The sequence below is a fragment of the Falsiroseomonas bella genome, from assembly GCF_003173615.1.
Classification (GTDB): Bacteria; Pseudomonadota; Alphaproteobacteria; order Acetobacterales; family Acetobacteraceae; genus Falsiroseomonas; species Falsiroseomonas bella.
In genome coordinates, this window is record NZ_QGNA01000004.1 from 470,470 (window position 1) to 485,814 (window position 15,345).

The 15,345-nt window shown below is 72.0% G+C and carries 14 protein-coding genes; 6 read left to right on the plus strand and 8 right to left on the minus strand.

The features are described from left to right. Nucleotides 1-17: 17 nt before the first annotated feature. Nucleotides 18-908, plus strand: coding sequence for a universal stress protein (locus DFH01_RS19170; RefSeq protein WP_158287824.1), 891 nt, complete (start codon nucleotides 18-20; stop codon nucleotides 906-908). A 19-nt stretch (nucleotides 909-927) separates the two neighbouring features. Next, nucleotides 928-2,610 carry a cation:proton antiporter gene (locus tag DFH01_RS19175; RefSeq protein ID WP_109872078.1) on the plus strand — a complete coding sequence of 561 codons (1,683 nt, stop codon included), beginning with the start codon at nucleotides 928-930 and terminating at the stop codon, nucleotides 2,608-2,610. 37 nt (nucleotides 2,611-2,647) lie between these two features. Here DFH01_RS19175 and DFH01_RS29035 read toward each other — a convergent pair whose 3' ends face one another. The 3 genes from DFH01_RS29035 to fdhD are packed head-to-tail and all read right to left on the minus strand — an operon-like array spanning nucleotide 2,648 to nucleotide 4,324. Further along, nucleotides 2,648-2,773: a hypothetical protein gene (locus tag DFH01_RS29035; RefSeq protein WP_269846270.1), complete on the minus strand. Its 126-nt coding sequence runs from the start codon at nucleotides 2,771-2,773 to the stop codon at nucleotides 2,648-2,650. Next, entirely contained in the window at nucleotides 2,770-3,432 is a 663-nt protein-coding gene (mobA, locus tag DFH01_RS19180; protein WP_109872079.1) for a molybdenum cofactor guanylyltransferase MobA, read from the minus strand. Before mobA ends, DFH01_RS29035 begins: the two co-directional genes overlap by 4 nt. Next, nucleotides 3,422-4,324, minus strand: a complete 903-nt coding sequence (fdhD, locus tag DFH01_RS19185; RefSeq protein ID WP_109872080.1) for a formate dehydrogenase accessory sulfurtransferase FdhD — start codon at nucleotides 4,322-4,324, stop codon at nucleotides 3,422-3,424. The genes mobA and fdhD overlap by 11 nt, the downstream gene beginning before the upstream one ends. A 219-nt stretch (nucleotides 4,325-4,543) precedes the next feature. Between fdhD and DFH01_RS19190 the strand changes: the two genes are divergently transcribed. Next, on the plus strand, nucleotides 4,544-5,632 hold the full coding sequence (locus DFH01_RS19190) for a helix-turn-helix transcriptional regulator (RefSeq protein ID WP_146217093.1): 1,089 nt from the start codon (nucleotides 4,544-4,546) through the stop codon (nucleotides 5,630-5,632). A gap of 99 nt (nucleotides 5,633-5,731) precedes the next feature. Here DFH01_RS19190 and DFH01_RS19195 read toward each other — a convergent pair whose 3' ends face one another. The 4 genes from DFH01_RS19195 to DFH01_RS19210 form a co-directional block, all read right to left on the minus strand. Beyond that, nucleotides 5,732-6,409: a PEP-CTERM sorting domain-containing protein gene (locus DFH01_RS19195; RefSeq protein ID WP_109872082.1), complete on the minus strand. Its 678-nt coding sequence runs from the start codon at nucleotides 6,407-6,409 to the stop codon at nucleotides 5,732-5,734. Between the two features lie 150 nt (nucleotides 6,410-6,559). Beyond that, the gene (locus DFH01_RS19200) at nucleotides 6,560-7,027 is read right to left on the minus strand and encodes a hypothetical protein (RefSeq protein WP_109872083.1); all 468 of its coding nucleotides are present in this window, start codon (nucleotides 7,025-7,027) and stop codon (nucleotides 6,560-6,562) included. Between the two features lie 13 nt (nucleotides 7,028-7,040). Continuing rightward, nucleotides 7,041-7,868, minus strand: a complete 828-nt coding sequence (locus DFH01_RS19205) for a PEP-CTERM sorting domain-containing protein (protein WP_109872084.1) — start codon at nucleotides 7,866-7,868, stop codon at nucleotides 7,041-7,043. A gap of 116 nt (nucleotides 7,869-7,984) precedes the next feature. Next, a complete protein-coding gene (locus DFH01_RS19210) occupies nucleotides 7,985-10,264 on the minus strand; it encodes a fused MFS/spermidine synthase (RefSeq protein ID WP_109872085.1) in 2,280 nt (759 codons plus the stop codon). 215 nt (nucleotides 10,265-10,479) lie between these two features. On the opposite strand from DFH01_RS19210, the gene DFH01_RS19215 reads away from it, so the two are divergent. The 3 genes from DFH01_RS19215 (at nucleotide 10,480) to DFH01_RS19225 (ending at nucleotide 14,213) form a co-directional block, all read left to right on the plus strand. Then, the gene (locus DFH01_RS19215; protein WP_109872086.1) at nucleotides 10,480-12,021 is read left to right on the plus strand and encodes an acetolactate synthase large subunit; all 1,542 of its coding nucleotides are present in this window, start codon (nucleotides 10,480-10,482) and stop codon (nucleotides 12,019-12,021) included. A 211-nt stretch (nucleotides 12,022-12,232) separates the two neighbouring features. Then, nucleotides 12,233-13,564: a glycolate oxidase subunit GlcF gene (gene glcF / locus DFH01_RS19220; RefSeq protein ID WP_109872087.1), complete on the plus strand. Its 1,332-nt coding sequence runs from the start codon at nucleotides 12,233-12,235 to the stop codon at nucleotides 13,562-13,564. A gap of 55 nt (nucleotides 13,565-13,619) precedes the next feature. Beyond that, nucleotides 13,620-14,213, plus strand: a complete 594-nt coding sequence (locus tag DFH01_RS19225; RefSeq protein WP_109872088.1) for a tetratricopeptide repeat protein — start codon at nucleotides 13,620-13,622, stop codon at nucleotides 14,211-14,213. Nucleotides 14,214-14,279: 66 nt separating this feature from the next. Here DFH01_RS19225 and DFH01_RS19230 read toward each other — a convergent pair whose 3' ends face one another. Next, nucleotides 14,280-15,230 (minus strand): mechanosensitive ion channel family protein, encoded by a 951-nt coding sequence (locus tag DFH01_RS19230; RefSeq protein ID WP_109872089.1) that lies wholly within the window; start codon nucleotides 15,228-15,230, stop codon nucleotides 14,280-14,282. Nucleotides 15,231-15,345 lie beyond the last annotated feature (115 nt).

The window sequence follows — 15,345 nt, forward strand, 5'->3', positions numbered from 1 at the left end:
AAGGAGGAGCGCGAAGCATGTCCGAGGCACACGGTCTGACAGACGGCGCTGCGCTGGGGCGCCGCGTGCTTGCGGCGACCGATCTGTCCTCCCGCGCGGACCGGGCGCTTCGCCGCGCCGCAATGATCGCGCAGGCGGCGGGGGCCGAGCTGCTGGTGCTGAACGCGCTGGACGACGACCAGCCGCGGCGCCTGATCGAGGCCGAGCGGCGCGAGGCGGCCGTTGTCCTGCGGGAGCAGCTTGCCGCGCTGGAGGGCACCACCCCGGTCGCGCTCATCGAGGAAGGCGATCCCTTCGAGACCATCCTGCGGGTCGCCGAGGCGCGGTCGGTGGACCTCGTCGTGCTCGGCGAGCATCGCCGCCGGCTGCTGCGCGACGTCTTCTCCGGCACCACGGCCGAGCGCGTGATCCGCTACGGACGGCGTCCTGTGCTCATGGTCAGCCGCGCGCCCGCCGCGCCGTATCGGCATGTGATCGCCGCCACCGACCTTTCGGCGCATTCGGCGCGGGCGATCCGCGCGGCGCATCGCCTCGGCCTGACGGCGGGCGCGCGGCTGACGCTGCTGCATGCCTTCGAGCCGGCGGGCCTCGGCGCGCTCGCGCTCGCCGACGCGCCGGCCGCCACCGTCGCGGCGCGTGAGGCGGCGGCCGCGAACGAGGCTTCCTCCGCACTCGCCGGCTTCGCCGCGACGCTTGGCCTTCCGGTGCAGCCGGAGCGGCAGGTGGCGATGGGCCGTCCTGGCGGCGTCATCAAGGACGTCGTCGCGCGGCTGCGGCCGGACCTGCTGGTGATCGGCACGGCGGGTGCCGGACACCTGCGCCGCATGGTGCTGGGCAGCGTCGCGGCCGAGGTGGTCGGCGCGGTCGACTGCGACGTGCTGGCCGTGCCGCCCGAACCCGGGACGTGAGCGGCCGGGAAAGCGCGCCATGGAGGAGTTGATCGCGAGCTCGGTCTTCCATGAGGTCGCCGCGCTGCTGACGCTCGGCGCCGTGGTCGGGTTCCTCGCCCTGCTGCTGCGCCAGCCGCTGATCGTGGGGCTGATCGGCGCCGGCATCCTGGCCGGGCCCGCGGCGCTCGACCTTGCCCGGTCGGGCGAGCATATCGGGCTGCTGAGCGAACTCGGGATCGCGGTGCTGCTGTTCCTTGTCGGGCTCAAGCTCGACATAGCGCTGGTGCGCAGCCTCGGGCCCGTCGCGGTCGCCACCGGCCTCGGCCAGGTGGGCTTCACCGCGGCCGTCGGGTTCGCCCTGTCACTGCTGCTGGGGATGGATGCGCTGACGAGCCTCTACGTGGCCGTCGCGCTGACCTTCTCGAGCACGATCATCATCGTGAAGCTGCTGTCGGACAAGCGCGAGATCGACAGCCTGCACGGCAGGATCGCGCTCGGCTTCCTCATCGTGCAGGACATCTTCGTGGTGCTGTGCATGGTGGTCGTCTCCGCCATGGGCGCGGGCGCGGGAGAGGCCTCGGCGGTGGCCGGGCTGGCGCAGGTCGTCCTGGGCGGCGGGGCGATGCTGCTGCTCGTCGGGCTGGTGATGCGCTTCGTCGCGGAGCCGCTGACCGCCCGGCTGGCCCGCGCGCCGGAACTGCTTGCCGGCTTCGCCATCGGCTGGGCGGCGCTGCTGGCGGCCATCGGCGACGCCGTGGGGCTGGGGAAGGAGATGGGGGGGCTCCTGGCCGGCGTGTCGCTCGCCTCGACGCAGGTGCGCGAGGCGATCGCGGCGCGGCTGTCCAGCCTGCGCGACTTCCTGCTGCTGTTCTTCTTCATCGCGCTCGGTGCGCGGCTCGATCTCTCGGCGATCGGCGAGCAGGTCGGGGCGGCGCTGGTGCTGTCCGTCTTCGTCCTGGTGGGCAACCCGCTGATCGTCGTCGCCATCATGGGGGCGATGGGCTACCGCCGGCGCACCGGCTTCCTGGCGGGCCTCACCGTCGCGCAGATCAGCGAGTTCTCGCTGATCTTCATGGCGATGGGCGTCGCGCTCGGCCATGTGGACGATGCGGCGCTGGGCCTCGTGACGCTGGTCGGCCTCGTCACCATCGCGCTCTCGACCTACATGATCACCTATTCGCACGAACTTGCGCACCGGCTCGACCGGCCGCTGCGCGCGTTCGAGCGCGCGCATCCCTGGCGGGAGGCGGAGGCCGCCGGCGAGGCTGCGGCGGAGCGGGCGGCGGCGGCGGAGGTGGTGATCTTCGGCCTCGGCCGCTTCGGCGGCGCCATCGCGCGCCGGCTGCGCGAGGCCGGCGTCACGGTGCTCGGGGTGGATTTCGACCCGGAGGCCGTGCGCGCGGCCCGCAACGCCGGCATCGAGGCGACCTATGGCGACGCGACCGACCCGGACTTCCTGGCCTCGCTGCCGCTCGACCGCGCGCGCTGGGCGGTGTCCTCGATCCCTGGCCACGCGACCGGGCTCACCCATGAGGACCACCGCCTCGCCCTCATCGCCGCGCTGCGCGAGCAGCATTTCCAGGGCCGGGTCGCGGTGACGGCGCATTCCGACGCGGGCGCGGCGGCGCTGGCCGGCCGGGGGGCGGATCTGGTGCTCTTGCCGTTCCAGGATGCCGCGAGGCACGCGGCCGAGGTGATCTCGGGCGCGGCCGGCGATTGACCCCCCGCGCCCGGCAGGCCGGGGGCCGCCAGAGGCGCTACAGGCGCGCGCCGGTCGTGGTGAAGCGCTGGTCGGCGGTCTGCTGCACGCGGCCGTCGAGCACCGCATAGGCGCCGAGCGCCACGACGACGGCGGCGATGCAGCCGATCAGGACGGATTTCATGCGATTGGCCTCCCCGGAAACCCTTGCTCTGCCGAGGTAAAGCCGGCGCCGGCCGCGTGCAAGATCCGTTCGGCCTCGGCTAGGTCCTCGGGCGCGTTGGCGTTGAAGAAGGGGTCGAAGGGCTCGGTCGGCCAATCGGCCTCGGCGCAGCCGAAGCGCGCGGTCCAGCGGTCTATCTTGCGCTCGCCGGCGAGCAGCGCCTCGCGCAGCGCGCCGCGCAGCGCCACGGGCCAAACGCCGATGGGCGGATGGGTGCGGCCGGCGGAACTCGCGCAGGCGAGCGTTGCGCCCGCGCTCTGCCGCGCCGCATGCAGCCGCGCGACGAGGTCGGGTGGCACGAAGGGCGCGTCGCCGGTCACGGAGACGACCCAGGGCAGGTCCGGATGCGCCGCGGCGGCATGCTCCAGCGCGGCGAGGATGCCGGCCAGCGGGCCCGGATGGTCCGGCAGCGTGTCGGCGATCACCGGCAGGCCATAGGCCGCGAATCGCGCCGGGTCGCCATTGGCGTTCAGCACGATGGCCGGCACCTGCGGCCGGAGGCGGTCGAGCAGGTGGTCCAGCAGCGGACGGCCGCCGACGGTCCGTAGCGGCTTGTCGCCGCCGCCCATCCGGCGGGCGAGGCCGCCGGCGAGCACGACGGCGAGCGTGTCACTCCGCATCGGCACCTGCCTGCTGCGCCTCGGCGCTGTTCTTGCGCCAGTGCCTGGCACTTTCCTCCGGCACATAGGCGAGGTCGGCGTCGAAGACGATGCGCTGCTCGCCGGCCAGCGCCACGAAGCGCTTGCCCTTGCAGCGGCCGATCAGCGTCAGGTTCGCCTCCCGCGCAAGCTCGACGCCCCAGGCGGTGAAGCCGGAGCGCGAGACCAGGATGGGGATGCCCATGCGGACGGTCTTGATGACCATCTCCGAGGTGAGCCGCCCGGTGGTGTAGAAGATCTTGTCGTCCGGCGCCTCATGCTCCCGGAACATCCAGCCGGCGATCTTGTCCACCGCGTTGTGGCGGCCGACATCCTCCATGTAGACGATCGGCTCGTCTTGCCGGCACAGCGCGCAGCCATGGATCGCGCCGGCCTCCAGGTAGAGGCTTGGCAGGGTGTTGATGCGGTGCAGCAGGCGATACAGCCAACTCGTCCGCAACTGCGCCGAAGGCGCCAGGCGCACGGACGAAAAATCCTCCATCAGGTCGCCGAAGGCGGTGCCCTGGGCGCAGCCGGAGGTCAGCGTCTTCTTCTTCAGCTTCGCCTCGAAATCCGTCTGCCGTTCCGTGCGGACGACGACGACGCCGAGATCCTCGTCGTAGTCCACGGCGATGACGCGGTCGTCGCGCTTCAGCATGCCCTGGTTCAGCAGGTAGCCGAGGGCGAGGTCCTCCGGGCGGTCGAGGATCGTCATCATCGTCACGATCTCCTGCCCGTTCAGGTAGAGCGTCAGGGGCCGCTCGACGGTGACGGCGGTCTCGATGCGCGCGCCCGTATGGTCGAGGCCGGCGACGCGGCGGGTCAGGCGGGGATCGGTGGGGTCGGGCTGCACGCGCAGCGACGGCGTGTTCATGGCGCCCGAAGGGTGGGGCGCCGGTGGCCTGCCCGCAAGCGCTGCAGCCGCCGCGCCCACCTCACCCGAGAGGGTGAGAACATCCGTTCCTGCTCAACCCTGCCCCTTGCCGGAGGCGCGGCTGATGTGGCGCCTTTGCCGAGCATGTTTTCCGAAATCGAAACAGTTCCCCCGCGGGCAGACATTCCGCTTCTCGCGCTCGGCCTCTACGAGGCGCTGATGGACGGACAGGGCCTGGTCTCGGCCCTTAAAGGCCTTGCGCAGGCTGTCGGCGCCTCGAGCCATGCGATGCACCTCGTTCGCTACCGGGGCGGGAAGCCGGTCGAGAGCGTCTCGGCCGGGCATGGCGGCGCGGCCGGCGCACCCATGGACGACTATGCCCGCTACTGGGTCCGGCACGACCCGTGGGTGGGGGCCGCCGCACGGCAGCCGCCCGGCGTGCACGACATGGCGCGGCTCGTGCCGCCGGAGGTGCTTCGGCGCAGCCGTATCTGGAACGAGTGGGGGCGCCCGAACGAGGCTGCCTTCCACGCGGTGGGCGCCACCTTGATGCGCGATCCCGGGCATTGGGGCGGCGTGGCCTTCCATCGCCGCGAGACCGAGCCGCCCTTCAGCGAGGCCGAGACCGGCCTGCTGCGGACGCTGTTCCCGCATCTGCGCCGGGCCTTCGCCGCCGAGGCGCAGCTCGCCCCGGCGCGGGCGGCCTCCGGTGCCATGCTGCGCGCCGGGCTGGATGCGCTGCCGGACGGCGTCGCGCTGCTGGATGCCGAGGGGCGGCTGGTCTTCGCGAATGCCGCGCTGCAGGAGATGGCGGCGCAGGCGGACGGGCTGGCCCTCGGCGCCCACGGGCCGGAGACGCCGGATCCCGCTTCCCGGCTCGCGCTGCGCCGCGCGGTGACCGCGGCGCTGGCCGCGGCGCAGGGCCAGCTGGGGCTGCTGCCCTCGGCGGGAAGCCTGTCGCTGCCGCGCCGGTCCGGCGGCGCGCCCTGGATGGTGCGCGCCCTTCCCGTGCTGCCGCGCGGCGAGGCGGAGCTGCTGGACGGCCATCGCGGGGCGATGCTGCTCGTCACCGATGGAGAGAAACGGAGCCGGCCAATGCCGGCGCTGCTCTCGCGGCTTTTCGGCCTGACACCGGCCGAGGCTTCGCTGGCGGCCTCCCTGGCCGCGGGCCGGTCGCTCGACGAGCATGCGAAGCGCCGCGGCGTCTCCCGCGAGACCGCGCGCAGCCAGCTTGCCGCGGTGCGGCGCAAGACCGGCTGCCGCCGGCAGACGGATCTGGTCGCGCTGTTCGCGAGGCTTCCCGGCTGAGACTCGGCGCCGGGAGCGCCCCGTCGCGGCCGGGCAAAAACGACGACACCCGGGACAGGCGCCCCGGGTGTCGGTGCCGAAGCCGCCGCAGGGCGGCGATCAGGCCGTGGCGCGGCGGGCGACCAGCAGGCCGGCCAGGGCAAAGCCGAACAGGCCGATCGCGGCCGGCGTCGGGACCGGGTTCACCGGCTGGGGCGCGGAGCCGAACAGCTTCTGCGACTCGACCGGTTCGCCATTCGCATCCACCGGCGTGTAGAGGATGCCGCCACCGCCGGCGAAGGTGTCGTCATCGTTCAGCGCCGTGATCATGGCCTGCAGCGTCTGGTTGCTGCTGGTGAAGGTCATGGTCGGGTAGATCGTCTGCCAGATCGCGGCCTGGAACGCCGCCGACACGGCGGCCGCGTCCACCGGCGAGCCCGCCAGCGCATCGTTGCCGTCCGCCACCAAGCCATTGACCCGCGAGATCTGGTCGCTGGAAAGCGCGTTCGGCGGCGTGTCGCCGTCGTTGGTCAGATCGCCGGTTTCGTAGATCTGGCCCGGCAGCGGGAACACGCCGGGGCTGACCGAATTGAAGATGTCCACGCACCACAGGAACAGTTCCTGCAGCGTCGTCGTGGTCAGGACGTATCGGCCGGCGCGCGTCACGCGCTCATCGGCCTGGCCATCATTGATGATGATCTGCCGGTCGCCGTCGCTGAAGCCGATCTTCCTCGCCGTGATCGTCGAGGCGGACGCCGGCAACGCCAGCGCGAGTGCCATCAGCGAAACGCCAGCCATTGCTGCAACGCGGTACATTTTTGCACCTCACCCCACAACCACTTACCGTATACTACAATGTGCCGGCAGGGTGCAGGAACCTCTGGTTGCAAGATTCCGTGATCGAACACACGGTCCGGTCGCAATATTCGTTTCGACGCTGGCGCTTCGTCAGGATCGGAAGCGGTCCGTCAGCCCCGCCACCTGCATGAGCGCCGCCGCGCCCCAGCCCCATGCGCCGTTCACCAAAGCGAGCCGAAGCCAGTTCGGCAGGTAGACCACGGTCCAGAAGGGAAGCCCTCGCTCGCCATAATAGGGTGCGAAGCCGAATCCCGTGCAGACGAAGGCGCCGAAAAGGAATCCGGTGAGCAGGGCGGGGGGGCGCAGCAGGCGCAGCGTCGCCGCCAGCAGCACCCCCCAGCTCCCGCCCCAGAAGGCCAGGTTCAGCACTTCCGGGAAGCCGAGCGGCGCCGAGAGGCGGAGGTTGAAGCCCGGCGAGAGGGGCCTGAATCCGTCCGCCGCCCCGAACACGGCCTGCAGCCAGCGGAAGTTGTGATAGAGAATGAAGTTCGTGCCTTCGTGGAACAACGGCACGGCTGCCGCACCGGCCAGGAACCCGACGACGATGACGCGCCACATGGCGGGCGCGTGGTCAGCGGGGCAGGTGGGCGGCGGGGAAGCGCCGCCGGGCCCACAACAATCCCATCGCGCCGACGGCGAGCACCGGCAGCGTGCCCGGCGCCGGGACCGCGACCCGGTTCAGGATCACGTCGTCCAGGACCAGCTCCGTCGCGATGCCCTGCCCGATCTGCACATGGCCCCAGTTGGTGAAGCCGATGGTGGTCGTTGCGGCGTCGGCCTGGAAGTGCACGTAGTAGCGGCGATTGCCCGCGACCGCTTCCAGGAACAGCGACTGGCTGCCGATGGTCAGGCCGAACACGCCGCTCGGCATGGTCGGCGGTCCTTCCCCCGTGGTCCAGAAGTCGAGCAGGTAGGCGTCGCCCGCAGTCAGGGTCACGGTCTGCGACAGCGTCACCTGGCCCTGGTTCTGCGGCACCGTGTTGGTGAAGGCGACCGGGCCGGGAAAGCTCACCACGCCGTTCGGCCCGAAGCTCGGCGGCTGCGATGGCTGGGTGATCCAGTTGCCGAAATAGACGCAGTTCGCACCATCCGCGCAGGGGAAGGCGCCGTTGGGATAGGGGCCCCACCAGCCATAGGCGCCCGACGGGTAGGCGGCGTTCCAGGAGGGAATGGAAACGCCCGGCCCGCCGACATTGGCGCCGGTGTAGGGTCCGTTGCCCGTCCACATGCGGTTTCCCGATGCGCCGACCTCGAAGCTGCCATTGGCGATGAGGTTCCCGGCATGGCTGCCGAGAACGGCCGTGCCGTAGGACACCGACTGGATCGCCGCCGCCGCGGGGCCACCACCAAGCAGCGCCACGGCGAGCGCGGCGCGGTGGACGAAGCTGGACGCAAGCATGACGGCGACGCCCCCTGCGTCAGGGCCGGCCGGATGGCGCACCGGCTTCGACCCTGTCGGCTGCCCTCAGCCTAACAGCAGTTTCGTTGCGCAGGGAAGCAGGACCGAGAGCTCCGTCAGCGCGGCCTGTGCTCCGCCACCAGGTCGCCAGGACGCATCAGGTCATGCGTCAGCCGGACGGTGTTGTTCATGTAGAACTCGTCGCGCGGGAAGACATCGGTCAGCGAGGCCTCCGGCCGCAGGTTGCCCGGCGCCCATCGCAGCGGCGCCCGCGCGAAAAGCTGGCGATAGTCGCCGAAGCCGGGATTGCCGCGCGCAAGATGCGCCGTCACCTCGGGCGATGCGAAGCGCGCGGCCAGCGCCTCGGCGTCGTAGGGGATCGGGCTGTCGGAGCCGATCAGCACCGAGACCGGCATCAGCAGCAGGGTGTGGGGGAAGACGGCGGCGAAGGTCTCCACCGTGCGGCGCGTCGGACCCCACTGCACATAGATCCCGCCAGGCGCGAGGCGACGGCGCACGGATTGCAGGAACTCCTCCGAGTAGAGCAGGCCGGAATGCGAGCCTTCCGGCAGGATCGCGTCGGCCTGGATGATGTCATAGAGCTCGTCGCCCTTGGACAGCGCCCGGCGGCCGTCGCCGTATTCCAGGCGCCAGCGCGGGTTGCGGAACATCTCGGCGATCGGGCCCTGCGGGTGGCGTTGCGCCAGCTCCTCGAGCGTGGTGATCACGGGCCCGACCAGCTCGATCGCGCGGATCTCCCGCGTGATCGGGGAAACGCCGGCCGCCCAGGGCGTGCCGCCCGAGCCGATGCCGACCGCCAGCACGCGCTGCGGATCGGGGTGCATCAGCGGTCCGACCGCGCCGAGGAACTGGTGGATCGGCAGGAAGGGGATGCGGCCCTGGCTGAAGCCCTGGATGAAGAAGGGGCCGTGCGGCTCGGTCGGGCTCGTCGCGTCGTCGCGGAAGAAGGCGACGCCGGAGCGGTCCTCGGCCCAGGCTGTGCGCTGGCTCGGCTTCTCGGCATGCAGCCGCGACCAGAGCGCGGCATTGCCGGGCAGCACCATCAGCGCCAGGGCGCAGCAGGCGGCCAGCGCCACCTCTGGCCCGCGCCGCCAGCCGGCCTTCCACAGCCAGCCAAGCACCAGCAGCAGCGACAGCACCGCCAGCAGCTGCAGCGTGCCGGCCGTGCCGAGGAAGTGGAAGGTGACGAGCCCCGTGCCGATGGAGCCCGCGGCATTGCCGAGGATGTTCGCCAGCTGCACCCAGCCGACCCGCGCGCCCACGCTCGCCAGATCCTGCTGCACGGCGCGCTGCACGAAGGGGAAAGTCATGCCGATGACGAAGCTCGGCGGCCCCACCACCAGCACGATCAGCAGCACCGTCGTCAGCAGCCCCTCGCCGCGCAGGCGCTGGATGTCGGCATTCACGGCGCTGTTGATCGGCCAGTGCGGCAGCGCCCAGTAGAGGGCGAGGATCAGCGCGGCGCCGAGCACGAAGCCGCCGGCCTGGGTGATGAAGAAGGCGGGACGAGGATCCTTCATGCGGCGCACCATCCGCGCCGCTACGGCCATGCCCGCGCCATCCGCCAGCAGGAACACGCCGAGCACGGTGGGGAAAAGATAGGCGTGGTACTGGCCGACCTGACCCATCAGGCGGACCCAGACGATCTCCAGCGCGACGATGACGTAGCCCGAGAGGAAGACCAGCAGGCACCAGAGCCGCAGGCTGCCGAAGGGCTCGCTCTGCGCGGCCGCGGCCGCGGCGGCGGCGCGCGGCGCCGGGCGCGCAGTGGCCTCGGCGCGCCGGAGCGCCGGCAGCAGCGTCAGAGCCAGCACGGCCGCGAAGAGGTCGAGCCCGGCGGCGAGCACCAGCGCGCCGACGAAGCCGAGATTGCCCACCAGCATCCAGCCGCCGAGCAGCGCGCCGAGGCCCGCGCCCAGCGTGTTGAGGCCGTAGAGCGTGCCGATCCGCTCGGCCACCGTGTCGAGATTGGTGGCGATGGCGCGCGCCAGCAGCGGCAGGGAGGCGCCCATGAGCGTCGTCGGCAGCACCAGTCCGGCGAAGCACAGCGCGAAGACCGCCACCGGGCTGTCCACCACGCCGGCCAGGTCGGTGGCGAGGAAGTCGTAAAGGAAGAACTTCGAGACCAGGGCGAAGACCGCCACCCCGGCCTCGGCAAGGGCGAAGCCAACCAGCGCCTGCGCCGCGGTGAAGCGGTCCGCGATCTTCGCGCCGAGGATGGAACCGAGGCCGAGCCCGGCCAGGAAGGCGCCCACGACCAGCGCCGCGGAGACCGTGTCGGACCCGGCGAAGATGCCGAGCATGCGTTGCCAGACGATCTGGCAGAGCAGGGCCGCGAAGCCCGAGCAGAAGAATGCGACCGCCAGACGCGGCATGACCCGTCCCCCCACGCCGGCCGCGCCGACCGATCGTGTCCCATTGCCCCCTTATGGCGGCAGGATTGCGGCAGCTTCACGTGACGTAAAGGGGGGCATCACGATTTCGGGAGTCGTCCGGCCCGATTGTGGCGGCTTGGCCTCTTGCCCCCGGCGCGCGCGCCGCGCAGCCTCCCGACCTCATCGCAGGCATCATCGCGGAAGGAAGCGGACGGGTGAACGGCGCGGAAAGTCTGGTCCATACGCTGCTGGCATCGGGGGTGGACGTCTGCTTCGCCAACCCCGGCACCAGCGAGATGCATTTCGTCGCGGCGCTGGACCGCATCCCGGGGATGCGCTGCGTGCTCGGCCTGCAGGAGAACGTCGTCACCGGCATGGCCGACGGCTACTGGCGGATGGCCCGCAAGCCGGCGGCGACGCTGCTGCATTGCGGCCCGGGCCTCGCGAATGGCCTCGCCAACCTGCACAACGCACGCCGCGCGCGCGCCGGCATCGTGAACTGCGTGGGCGACCAGGCGACCTACCATCGCCCGCTGGACGCGCAGCTCACCGCGGACACCGAGGGCTTCGCCCGCGCCGTCTCGGCCTGGACCCGCACGGTGGCCCGCGCCGAGGATGTGGGGCGGGACGCCGCGGTGGCGGTGCAGGCCGCGCGCACCTCGCCCGGCCAGATCGCGACCCTCATCCTGCCGTCGGACACCTGCTGGGACGACGCCCCCGGCGGCCCGGCCGCGGCGCTGCCGGTTCCCGCCGCGCCGCAGGCCGACCCGCATGCCGTGCGCAACGCCGCCAAGGCGCTGCGGGAGCGGAAGAACGTGCTGATCCTGCTCGGCGGCCTGGCGCTGACGGGGGAAGCCCAGAAGCTCGCCTGGCGCGTCGCGCAGGCGACTGGCGCGACGGTGCTGGCGGAGATGTCGAACGGCCGGACCGAGCGCGGCCGTGGCCGCCTTCCGCTGGAGCGCGTGCCCTATCCGGTGGACATGGCGGTGGAGGCGCTGAAGACCTTCACCACCATCATCCTGGTCAACAGCAAGGCGCCGGTCGGCTTCTTCGCCTATCCGGGCAAGCCCTCCCGCCACCACCGGGAGGATGCCGACATCCTGCTGCTGACGCGCTACGAGGCCGACCCGATCCAGGCGCTGACGGCGCTGGCGGAGGAGCTGCGCGCGCCCGCCGTGGACCTGCCCGATCCCGGCCCGCGCCCGGAACCCGCCCGCGGCGTGCCGACGCCGGAGGGCCTGGCGCGGACGCTCGCCGCGCTGATGCCGGAGGATGCGGTGGTGGCGGACGAATCCGTCTCCTTCGGCCGCGGCTTCTTCAAGGAGACGCATTGCGCGCCGAAGCACGATTGGCTGCAGATCACCGGCGGCGCGATCGGCTGCGGCATCCCGCTGGCGACCGGCGCCGCGGTGGGCGCGCCGGGGCGGCGGGTGGTGAACCTGCAGGCCGACGGGTCCGGCATGTACACGCTGCAGGGCCTCTGGACCCAGGCGCGCGAGAAGCTGCCCGTGACCACCATCGTGCTGTCCAACCGCAAATACGCGATCCTGCTCGGCGAGTATCGCGGCGTCGGTGCCAATCCGGGGCGGACGGCGATGGACATGATGGACCTCGGCAATCCGGACCTCGACTGGGTGAAGCTGGCGAACGGCATGGGCGTGGAGGCGGCGAAAACCGCGACGCTCGAAGGCTGCGGCGACCTGATGAAGCAGTCCTTCGCCAAGGACGGGCCCTTCCTGATCGAGCTCGAGATCTGAGGCGGCCCGATGACCGGAGGGGCGTCAGCCCCGGAGGTCTGAATCGGCCCGCCCAACATGCAAGGCGGCCCGATGACCGTAGGGGCGTCAGCCCCGAAGGTCTGAATCGGCCCGCCCAACATGCAGGCCGCCGCCGCGCGTCGCCACGTCGGCGCGCGGCGGCAGGGCGGCGCGGTTTCAACCGCGCGGCCGCTGCACTAGATGGGTGGCCATGCAGACCAGCTTCGCCCCGGACCGCCTCCGCGACCCGGACCTCGCCGAGAGCAACCGGATCCTCCGCACCTGCGTCCATTGCGGCTTCTGCACGGCCACCTGCCCGACCTTCGTGCTGCTGGGCGACGAGCTGGATAGCCCGCGCGGGCGGATCTACCTGATCAAGGACATGCTGGAGAACGACCGCCCGGCGACGGCCGAGGTGGTGAAGCATGTGGATCGCTGCCTCTCCTGCCTGTCCTGCATGACCACCTGCCCCTCGGGCGTGCACTACATGCACCTGGTGGACCATGCGCGGCGCCACATCGAGGAGACCTATGAGCGCCCGAAGGCCGAGCGTGCGCTGCGGAAGCTGCTGTCCTTCCTGCTGCCCTATCCCTGGCGCTTCCGCCTGGCGCTGCTCGGCAGCCCGCTGGCCCGGCCGCTGGCGCGGCTGATCCCGGGCGGGTCGCAGGCCGCGGAGCGGCTGCGCGCGATGCTGAAGCTCGCGCCGACCGCCGTGCCCTCGCCGAGCCCGGTGGAGAAGCCCGGCGTGCATCGCGCGGAGGGGGCACGGCGCGGACGCGTCGCGCTGCTGACCGGCTGCGCGCAGCAGGTGCTCGCGCCCTCCATCAACGAGGCGACGATCCGGCTGCTGACGCGCATGGGCCTGGATGTGGTGGTGACGAAGGAACAGGGCTGCTGCGGCGCGCTCGACCACCACATGGGCCACCATGATCCGGCGATGCGGCTCGCCCGCGCCAATATCGAGGCATGGCATGCGGAGATGGCGGGCGAGGGGCTGGACGCCATCGTGATCAACGCTTCGGGCTGCGGCACCACGGTGAAGGACTACGGATTCATGTTCCGCGCCGAGGGCGAGGCGATCGCGGCGCAGGCCGAGGCTGTCTCGAAGCGGGCGATGGACGTCTCGGAGGTGCTGCTGAAGTTCGGCTATGCGCCGTCTCGCGAGGTGCCGGGGCTGACGGTCGCCTATCACGCGGCCTGCAGCCTGCAGCACGGCCAGAAGATCACGGCGGCGCCGAAGGATTTGCTGAAGCGAGCCGGCTTCGCGGTGAAGGAGCCGGCGGAGGCGCATCTCTGCTGCGGCTCGGCCGGCACCTACAACCTGCTGCAGCCGGAGATCAGCGGGAAGCTGCGGGCGCGCAAGCTGGAGAACCTGGACCGGACGCGGGCGGACCTGGTCGCCAGCGGCAATATCGGCTGCATCACCCAGCTCGGCGGGGATCGGCTGCCCGTGGTGCACACGGTGGAACTGCTGGACTGGATGGCCGGCGGGCCGGAGCCGGCGCAGGTCGCCGCTGCACGTCGGGCGCGGCAGGCGGCGTGACCGCTCCCGCGCTCGGCACTTGCCCCCGGGGGCCGCGATGACGGAGGCTCGCATCATGCGTCGCCTGATCGCCTTGCCGCTGTTGCTGTTGCCGACCCTCGCCCTGGCGCAGGGTGTGCCGCCGGCTTCCCCCGCGCCGGCCGCGCGCCCCGATCCCGCCGCCGCGCGCAAGGCCGAGCTCGACCGGCTGTTCGAGGCGCTGAAGGATGCGCCGGATGCGAGCGGCGCGCAGCTGGTGGAGGCGCGCATCCGCGGCCTCTGGGCGCGCCAGGTCTCGCCGGCCGCGGCGCTGCTGATGCGGCGCGGCCTGCGCAACATGCAGGGCAATGCGCCGGACGAGGCGCTGGAGGATTTCGACGCCGCGCTGGTGCTGGAGCCCGATGCGCCCGACCTCTGGCTGATGCGATCCCAGGCGCTGGCAGCGCTTGGCGACCGTCGCGCCGCGGCGCGCGACATCCAGCAGGCGCTGGTGCTGGAACCGCGGCACTTCATCGCGCTGGTGCAGCTTTCACAGGTGCAGGACGAGGCCGGCGACGCCGCCGGCGCGCTGCGCAGCTTCGATGCGGCGCTGGCGCTGCATCCGCGCATGGCCGGCGGCGAGGATCGCCGGCGCGAGCTGCAGCGCAAGGCGGAGGGCGACGCGCTGTAGGCGCGGTGGATTTCGGCGGGCCGATTCAGACCTTCGGGCCTTGCGGCCCTTCGGTCATCGGGCCGCCTAGCGCTCGGCCTTGCGCCGGGCATCCTCGGCGGCGCGCCAGCGGGGGCGCGGCGTGGGGCGCCCTGTGGCGGGCCAGCCCTCCCGCTGGCGCGCCCGGTCGCCGTCGGTCTCCTCGGTCTGGTCGTGGAACAGCAGCTGCGAGGTCGGGTAGGGCAGGTCCACGCCAGCCCTGACGAGTCCGAGCTTCACCTGCTCGATCGCGAGGTCCAGCGCATCCAGCGCGTCGCGCCGGCGCGGCGGATGGATCCAGAAGCGCGCGAGCATCTCGACGCCCGAGGCGCCGAGCCCCGTGACCAGCGCATCGGGGGCGGGCTCGGCCAGCACGCCCTCGGTGCCGCGCAGGCTCTGCACGATGACACGGCGGGCGAGCGCGATGTCGTCGCCATTGCCGATGGTCAGCGTGAAGGAGAGGCGGCGCGTCTCATGCGCGGTGATCACCTGGATCGTGTCGGTGAACAGCGTGGCGTTGGGGATGAGGATGCGGCGGTTGTCGTAGGTGCGCAGCACCGTCGCGCGCACCCAGATGTCCTCCACCGTGCCCTCGTCGGCCTTCACGCGGATCTGGTCGCCGATGCGGAAGGGACGGGTGAGAAGGATCAGGATGCCGGCGAGCAGGTTCTGCAGCACGTCGCGGAAGGCGAAGCCGATGGCGACGCCGCCGATGCCGAGCAGGTTGAACAGGTCGGCCGCCGAGACGGACGGAAAGGCCACCGCTGCGGCGACGAGGAAGGCGAGCAGCGTGAAGGTTCCGCCGGCGATGCGCCCGAGCACGGCCGCGGATTCCGCCGAGGTCTCGCGCAGCGCCGCCGCGTGGCGGACGCCTGAGCGCACCCCGCGGGCGAGAAGCAGCAGGACCAGGAAGACGAAAACGCCGATGACGAGGCCAGGGACCAGGGCGATGGCGGCGCGCGCGAGCGCGTCCAGCCGGTCCACGGCCTCACCGAACATGGGGCGGGCGGGCGGGCGGAACGATCATCCGTCTCTGACGCGTGGGCGGGCGCCGGGTTCGCGCGCCGCCGCAACGCGCGGATGGCCGGGGAGGGGGGTGGGGCGCCAGATCGGG